Raw genomic sequence first — 7,670 nt, 5'->3', positions numbered from 1 at the left:
GTTCCAGGATGTTCCTTTCATCACCTATCACGATGGCACTGCCCGCTTTGTGAGCGAATATGGTTTTCAGTCATTTCCTGAACTGAAAACTGTTAAGAAATACAGTATTCCTGATGATTACGACATTAACTCGGAAGTAATGAAATCGCACCAGCGATCCTTTATTGGCAACGGAACCATTAAGCGGTATATGGACAATTACTACCGAAATCCTAAAGATTTTGAATCGTTCCTGTATGTTGGCTTATTGTTGCAAGCCGAAGGTATCCGAACCGGTATTGAAGGGCATCGCATTAACATGCCAACTACGATGGGAAGCTTGTACTGGCAATTAAACGATGTGTGGCCGGTAGCTTCGTGGTCGAGCATTGATTATTATGGCAATTGGAAAGCTTTGCAATACTTCACGCGCAAAGCATTTGCCCCTGTGATGGCAGTTCCTGATACCAAAACAAAGGACCTTCTTATTTACAGTGTATCTGATGAATTTGATGATCAACAAGGAAAATTAACGCTAGAGATACTTGACTTTAACGGCAAATCGTTGTGGAAACATCAGGGCCAAGTGACAGTTAAAGCCAATACCTCTAATATCATCTTCAAAAAGGCGTTGAGTGAATTACTAAATGGTATTGATGCAACAAATGTTGTTTTATCTACGAAGTTATCAGTTGGTGGCACATTGGCCTATGAAACAACCAGCTATTTTAAAGAAGCTAAAGACTTGAACCTAACTAAGCCAGCTATCTCTTCAAGTGTGAAGAATGTTGATAAAGGTTATCAAATTACAATAAAGACCGATAAGTTGGCCAAAAACGTTTATTTCAGTTATGATGAAGTCGATGGGTGGTTCTCTGATAATTATTTTGATCTTCTGCCAGGTGAAAGCAAAACAATTGTATTTGAAACCTCCAGCAACATTGATAATTTAAAGGAGAAATTACTGATCAGAACCCTGCAAGACACATATTAAGCATTTTAATTCCAATCCAACAAGTCAACGGTTCTTATTGCTTTCTGCGATAGGAACCGTTTTTTTATGCATATCTCCCACATTGTCAATTGGATTATTTAATAATATCCTTCTAAATTGCTGCTTATTACTAATCAAACAGTTGAATTATGAAGAAATTAGTAGCAGAATTCTTTGGAACCTGGTGGCTTGTCTTAGGTGGATGTGGTAGTGCCGTATTGGCAGCTGGCTTCCCTGAATTAGGAATTGGATTTGTTGGTGTTTCAATTGCATTTGGACTAACAGTGGTTACTATGGCTTATGCCATCGGACATATATCCGGATGTCACCTTAACCCTGCCGTTACCATTGGTCTATGGGCCGGAGGACGCTTTGAAGCTAAAGACATTATTCCCTACATCATTGCTCAGGTGCTGGGTGCTACATTTGGAGCACTTATTATTTACCTTATTGCCAGCGGTAAATCGGGGTTTGAATTAGGCGGTTTTGCTGCCAATGGCTATGGCGAGCACTCACCCGGTGGTTATGGTTTAATTGCTGCCCTGGTTTGTGAAGTAGTCATGACCTTTATGTTTTTGCTGGTAATTTTGGGAGCAACTCACTCTAAAGCTCCGGCTGGTTTTGCGGGGCTGGCTATTGGACTTGCCTTAACGCTCATCCATCTGATAAGTATTCCGGTAACCAACACCTCTGTGAACCCTGCCCGGAGTACCTCACAAGCTCTGTTTGTTGGTGACTGGGCCATGGGGCAATTATGGCTTTTCTGGGTGGCACCTATTATTGGTGCTATACTTGCAGGAGTTGTTTACAAGTATTTATCGCCTGAAGAAGAGTAATCTCATATAAGACCTTAAGGTTTCTTTGATTAAATATGTACTTCTAACGGTTTTGCTGAATTGACATTTAGTGACAACAGAAAAGAAAGCACTCACTTAGCGCTTTGATGCGCTTAGCTAATAAAAGATTTTCTGAATAAAATAAGGTCTTGAAACAAAGGATGCGATCTTTATTAGCGTAATGTAAATAAAGATCGCATCCATATATTTTAGACATATACTTCTAATAGTTTTGCTGAATCAGCATTTAGCGTAACATCATTAATCGAAGCAGGAATTAATGTCGCCTCCATTTCATTCAACTCAATTGTAACATCGTTGGCCTTAATACTGCATTTGCCGCCAACATTCATTAATATCACAAAAGAATCTAATTTACTGTAGTCTTTTTGCACATCACCACTTACTTTTAGCATGTTTGTGGTAAAATACTGACAAGTGGCCATATTAACCGACTCATTTACTCTTGCATCATAGTTTACTTTTCCTGACGCATCATCGCTAAAGTTCATGGCATCCATTGCTAATTCGTGATGCAACTCACGAGGTTTTCCAAACTTATCACGACGATCGAAATCGTAAATGCGGTAGGTAATATCCGATGTTTGCTGAATCTCCGCAATCAGGTTACCACTACCAATTGAGTGTACTTTACCGGCCGGAATAAAGAATGTATCACCCTCGACTGTCGGGTGCTTGGCCATCAATTGCATCAAATCACCCGAAGAATGAAATTTCTCAAACTCCTCAGCACTTGTTTTTTTGGTAAATCCAGATATTAAAGACGCATCTTTCTCAGTATCGATCACATACCACATTTCGGTTTTACCAAAAGAATCATGCTTTACCTTAGCTAATTCGTCATCAGGATGCACCTGGATAGATAAATCATCATTGGCATCGATGTATTTTATCAACAAAGGAAATTTAGTCCCAAACTGATTATAAACTTTCTCCCCCAACAAATCTCCTTTGTAGGTTTCAATCAGCTCCATCATGTTTTTACCAGCCAGTTCGCCATTGCTTACAACTGACAAATCGTTTTTTAAACCTGACACAGCAAAGTTCTCACCAACCTTTACATCATCTCCTACCTCAACATTCAGCTTCTGAGGAATCTTTTTACCACCCCAAATCATCTCCTTCAGGATGGGATTAAACTTTAATGGATACAACATTTCTTATATGGTTATTCGTTTATTTGTAAAATCGTTAATTTGTTTCCAGACAACTGATCTGCTTTTTTTGTCAATAATATTAAACATTACTCATTCAACTGATTTAATGCATAAGCATAAGCACCTATGGCGATTGCCTCACTGGCATCCAGTTTACTGGTTGCAATGGCCACCTTTTGCTCTGGTGAATAGTCAATTGTTTTATCAGTAAAAGGTACTTTAATTTTATGACTTTCGGTATTGAAAAAGGCTTCCTGTTCCTCCGAATTATCCAAGCAATATACTTTTTGAACCAATCGATCCTGACCATCATCGAACTTACCTCGTAACACCTCCATAACAGCCGGCATATAAAATTTGCTGGCACCCGTTAAGCCACCTCCGATAACTACAATACCATCAAACAGGTTAATGAGGTTAGCTGCTGCATCACCAATGTGCTTTCCAAAGACTGCAAAAGCTTTAAGAGCAGCATCTTTATCACCTTCTTTGTCGCCCGATGCAATATCAAACACATCTTTAGGCATTAACGAGGCCGTGTTGCCTGATAGTTCATTATATACATTAATAATGGCACGCGTACTCACACCCTCTTCAGCATTGCGCTCCGGTGAAATAGAATTACTGATATTCCACACTTCGGCCACAATACTATTGTCACCACCAATTAGCTGATCTTTATGAACTAATCCGGCACCAAATCCGGTACCCAAAGTCAAGCCAATTATGTTTTGATAACGCTTGGTCGATTGACACTTTTCCAGTTCGGTATTTATTTCTGGTAAGATACCACCAAGCGCCTCGCCATAAGCATATAAATCCCCATCATTCTGAATAAAAACCGGAATATTAAAATGATGCTCCAACATAGGGCCTAATGCCACACCGCCTCTGAAAGCCGGCAGGTTACCTAAATCACCAATGATGCCATTGGGATAATCAGCCGGACCGGGAAAAGCAAAACTGATTGCTACCGGCTTTTGATCCAGGTTATTAATCACTTCCTTAAATCCATCAATCATGGATTTAAGGCACAAGTCCAGGTTATCGCCGTTGGCCGGCTTTTTGATTGGCTCAATCAGGCTCTTGCCGCCTTGCATAGCATTAAACACAAAATTAGTCCCGCCTGCATCAAGCGTTAACACTGTTCTTTTGTCATTATAGATGTTACTCATATCTTAGTAAACCGATTTAGTAAATAGTTAAAATTTTTATCGTTCAATTATTTTAGTTGAAAGGCAAAAACCTTTCTTTTTTACATTTTCCTCAATCTGCGAACACAGTAACTCCACACACCGTTCCGCAATCTGTTCACCAGGCTGAAGTGCAGAAACAACCTTAGGCTGTGCATAATCAAACAAGTCCAGATTATCGAATGAAGCAAAGTGAAGTTGATTAATTCGTTCTGTATGGAATTTGTTAACAGTCCAGATGGCCTCAGCAGCCAACACATTGTTCAAAAACAAAAAACCAGTGGGTGCATCCGTTGAATCAAGCAAATCATTCATCACCTTTATCACACTTTCTTTTTTGTTATGCTCATCCACTTCAACGACTAATCGCGGATCAATTGTGAGACCATTTATCTCCAAAGCTTGTTTGTATCCTTCAATTCGCTGCTGAATATTGGGCAGGTAAGAAGTCAGGGCAACTAACGCGATACGTCGATGACCGTTGTTAATAAGGCTCTGTGTTAATTGCTGAGAAGTTTCGGTGTTATTGATGGATACCCCGGCCACTTCCATGTCACCAAAAATCCGATCGAAGCACACCAACGGAATATTACTCAATGTGGCAGCCGAAAGATTGGTGCTCGGAGCGATAATCACCCCATCAATTTGCCGGTTAGTAAAAGTATCGAGTATCTTCTTTTCCTTTTCCTCTCGTTCATCGGTGCTGGCCACCATTACTGAATAGCCCCGCTGTTCGGCTTTGGCCTCCACCAAACGGGCAATCTTTCCAAAAAAAGGATTGGAGATATCGGGCACAATAAAGCCGATCGTATACGAACGTCCTGTACTTAAACTACGCGCCAGATGGTTAGGTACATAATTTAGCAGCCGCGCCGTATCCAGTATCCGCTTTTGGGTTTCTGCGCTGATATTTTTCTCATCACCGCGACCGTTTAACACAAAGGAAACGGTGGTTTTTGAAACGCCGGATTGTTCGGCTATGGTCTTTAATGATGGCTTCACTAAACTTTCACTAAACCGGTTAGATGCGCAAATATAAGTGTTTTTTATTTAGCAAAAAACGACGTTATTAAAGAATAATTTGGCAACTCCGCCGAAGCATTATTAGGCACCGCCGAGGCTTACGGCGACAGGGAATTGTCTTGCGGCAATAGGGAAGAATCATTCGGTGATACAGCCGAAGCATTATTCGACATCGCCGAAGCTTGCGGCGATAAGGAATTATCTTGCGGCACAAAGGAAGAATCATTCGGCGATACAGCCGAAACATTATTCGGTATTGCTGAGGCTTGCAGTGACAGGGAATTGTCGTTCGGCAACAGGGAAGAATCATTCGGCGACTCTGCCGAAACATTATTCGGTATTGCCGAGGCTTGCGGCGGCAGGGAATTGTCGTTCGACAACAGGGAAGAATCGTTCAGCGACTCTGCCGAAGCATTATTCGGTATCGCCGAGACTTGCGGCAGCAGAGAAGAATCGTTCGGCAATACCACTAAAAAAGGGGCATCTGAACCAGATGCCCCTTCCTATTTATTTTATAACGATTACACGTTTTCTTTCATATTTAATGCAATGCAAAGCTCATCCAATTGCTCTGTTGCAACTGGCGATGGTGAATCAATCATCACATCGCGTCCCGAATTGTTTTTAGGGAATGCGATAACATCACGGATGGAATCCAAACCAGCAAACAAAGAAACCAAACGGTCGAAACCAAATGCCACGCCACCATGTGGAGGTGCACCATATTTAAAGGCATTCATTAAGAAACCAAACTGGTTTTCTGCTTCTTCTTCGGTGAAACCTAAAAGCTTAAACATTTTTTGTTGCAACTCGTCGTTGAAGATACGAACCGAACCTCCACCAATCTCAACACCATTAATTACCAAATCATAGGCATTGGCACGAACCTCACCCGGAGCACTTTCCAGCTTGTTCATATCTTCTGCCTTTGGCGATGTAAACGGATGGTGCATGGCGTGGAATCGTTTTGAATCTTCGTCCCACTCCAACAATGGGAAATCAACCACCCATAATGGAGAGAACTTATTCTTATCACGTAAGCCCATTTGTTCACCCATTTCGAGACGAAGCTCACAAAGGGCATTTAATGTCTTATTTAAGGCTCCAGCAAGTATCAATACCAAGTCACCTTCTTTAGCATTAAATTTAGCACCGATCTCTTTTAACTGCTCGGCCGAGAAAAATTTATCAATAGATGATTTAACAGAACCATCGCCATTAAATTTGATATAAATTAATCCACCAGCACCAATCTGAGGCTTCTTCACAAAATCAGTCAGCTTATCCAATTGCTTTCGTGAGTAGCTCGCACAACCTTCGGCACAAATACCACCTACATACTCCGCTTCGTTGAATAGTTTAAATTCTGAACCTTTTACGTCCTCAGCTAATTCAACAAATTTCATATCGAAACGCGTATCCGGCTTATCTGAACCATAATATTTGATAGCATCAGCATAAGACAAACGTGGGAATGTGTAATCAATGTCCACATTCTTAATAGTCTTAAACAAATGCTTGGTCATTCCTTCAAAAGTATTCAGGATATCTTCCTGATCAACAAATGACATTTCACAGTCGATCTGTGTAAACTCTGGTTGACGATCTGCTCGTAGATCTTCATCGCGGAAGCACTTTACAATCTGGAAATAGCGGTCGAAACCACTCACCATCAGCAATTGCTTAAATACCTGCGGCGACTGTGGTAATGCGTAAAACTGCCCCTCATTCATACGCGAAGGCACAATAAAGTCACGAGCTCCTTCAGGCGTTGACTTAATTAAAACAGGTGTTTCTGTTTCAATAAACTCCTCTTTATTCAGGTAGTTACGAACCTCAAAAGCAATTTTATGGCGCAATACCAGATTTTCACGAACCGGATTACGACGCAAATCAAGGTAACGATATTTCATTCTCAATTCGTCACCGCCATCTGTTTCGTCCTCGATGGTAAATGGAGGCAATTCTGATGAGTTTAATATCGTCAGACCGTCCACTAATATCTCAATATCACCGGTTGGAATTTTGCTGTTTTTGTTGCTACGCTCAGCCACCTGACCTTGCACCTGGATCACATATTCGCGTCCTAGTTCAGAAGTTTGTTCACAAAGTTCCTTATGCGTTTCTTCGTTAAAAACTAATTGGGTAATCCCATATCTGTCTCTCAGATCGATAAAGGTCATTCCTCCAAGGTTTCTCACCTTTTGCACCCAGCCACTAAGGGTTACCGACTGATTTATGTGCTCAACTCTTAATTCTCCGCACGTATGTGTCCTATACATTGTAATTACATATTTATCGTTGCCAGTTGCCAAATGTATGCAACGATATTGACGTTTAAAATTATCTTTGCGAAAATAGTAAGAAAAAGGATACAAAAAAGATGTTGAGTGCTTTAGGCTGTAGTTTTTTAGCCACGTTGCTTCAATACATGATTTTTGTCAACAAATTAATCGTTCAATCAGTC

At 40.8% G+C, this 7,670-nt stretch carries 7 protein-coding genes; 2 read left to right on the top strand and 5 right to left on the bottom strand.

Annotated elements, in window-relative coordinates; genetic code table 11:
- Together AC4MRQ_RS08900 and aqpZ are read left to right on the top strand one after the other, a co-directional pair.
- Window positions 1-973, top strand: a 973-nt coding sequence (locus tag AC4MRQ_RS08900; RefSeq protein WP_491197316.1) for a glycoside hydrolase family 2 protein, incomplete at its 5' end; no start/stop codon positions are given.
- 149 nt (window positions 974-1,122) lie between these two features.
- The gene (gene aqpZ, locus AC4MRQ_RS08895; RefSeq protein ID WP_491197315.1) at window positions 1,123-1,809 is read left to right on the top strand and encodes an aquaporin Z; all 687 of its coding nucleotides are present in this window, start codon (window positions 1,123-1,125) and stop codon (window positions 1,807-1,809) included.
- A gap of 209 nt (window positions 1,810-2,018) precedes the next feature.
- Here the strand turns inward: aqpZ and AC4MRQ_RS08890 are convergent, their stop codons facing one another.
- The 5 genes from AC4MRQ_RS08890 to aspS all read right to left on the bottom strand — a co-directional run bounded on the left by AC4MRQ_RS08890 (window position 2,019) and on the right by aspS (window position 7,485).
- Complete coding sequence (locus tag AC4MRQ_RS08890; RefSeq protein ID WP_491197314.1) at window positions 2,019-2,987, bottom strand: type I phosphomannose isomerase catalytic subunit; 969 nt, start codon at window positions 2,985-2,987, stop codon at window positions 2,019-2,021.
- Between the two features lie 86 nt (window positions 2,988-3,073).
- Window positions 3,074-4,162, bottom strand: coding sequence for an ROK family protein (locus AC4MRQ_RS08885; RefSeq protein WP_491197313.1), 1,089 nt, complete (start codon window positions 4,160-4,162; stop codon window positions 3,074-3,076).
- A gap of 36 nt (window positions 4,163-4,198) precedes the next feature.
- Complete coding sequence (locus AC4MRQ_RS08880; RefSeq protein ID WP_491197312.1) at window positions 4,199-5,182, bottom strand: LacI family DNA-binding transcriptional regulator; 984 nt, start codon at window positions 5,180-5,182, stop codon at window positions 4,199-4,201.
- A gap of 119 nt (window positions 5,183-5,301) precedes the next feature.
- Window positions 5,302-5,667: a hypothetical protein gene (locus AC4MRQ_RS08875; protein ID WP_491197311.1), complete on the bottom strand. Its 366-nt coding sequence runs from the start codon at window positions 5,665-5,667 to the stop codon at window positions 5,302-5,304.
- Between the two features lie 57 nt (window positions 5,668-5,724).
- Entirely contained in the window at window positions 5,725-7,485 is a 1,761-nt protein-coding gene (aspS, locus tag AC4MRQ_RS08870; RefSeq protein WP_491197310.1) for an aspartate--tRNA ligase, read from the bottom strand.
- Window positions 7,486-7,670 lie beyond the last annotated feature (185 nt).

The organism is Carboxylicivirga sp. (assembly GCF_982718395.1).
This window is presented reverse-complemented; position numbering and strand designations above follow the sequence as displayed.

Coding starts and splice junctions, on each gene's coding strand:
- aqpZ (WP_491197315.1), top strand. CDS start 1,123: ATGAAGAAATTAGTAGCAGAATTCTTTGGAACCTGGTGGCTTGTCTTA.
- AC4MRQ_RS08890 (WP_491197314.1), bottom strand. CDS start 2,987: ATGTTGTATCCATTAAAGTTTAATCCCATCCTGAAGGAGATGATTTGG.
- AC4MRQ_RS08885 (WP_491197313.1), bottom strand. CDS start 4,162: ATGAGTAACATCTATAATGACAAAAGAACAGTGTTAACGCTTGATGCA.
- aspS (WP_491197310.1), bottom strand. CDS start 7,485: ATGTATAGGACACATACGTGCGGAGAATTAAGAGTTGAGCACATAAAT.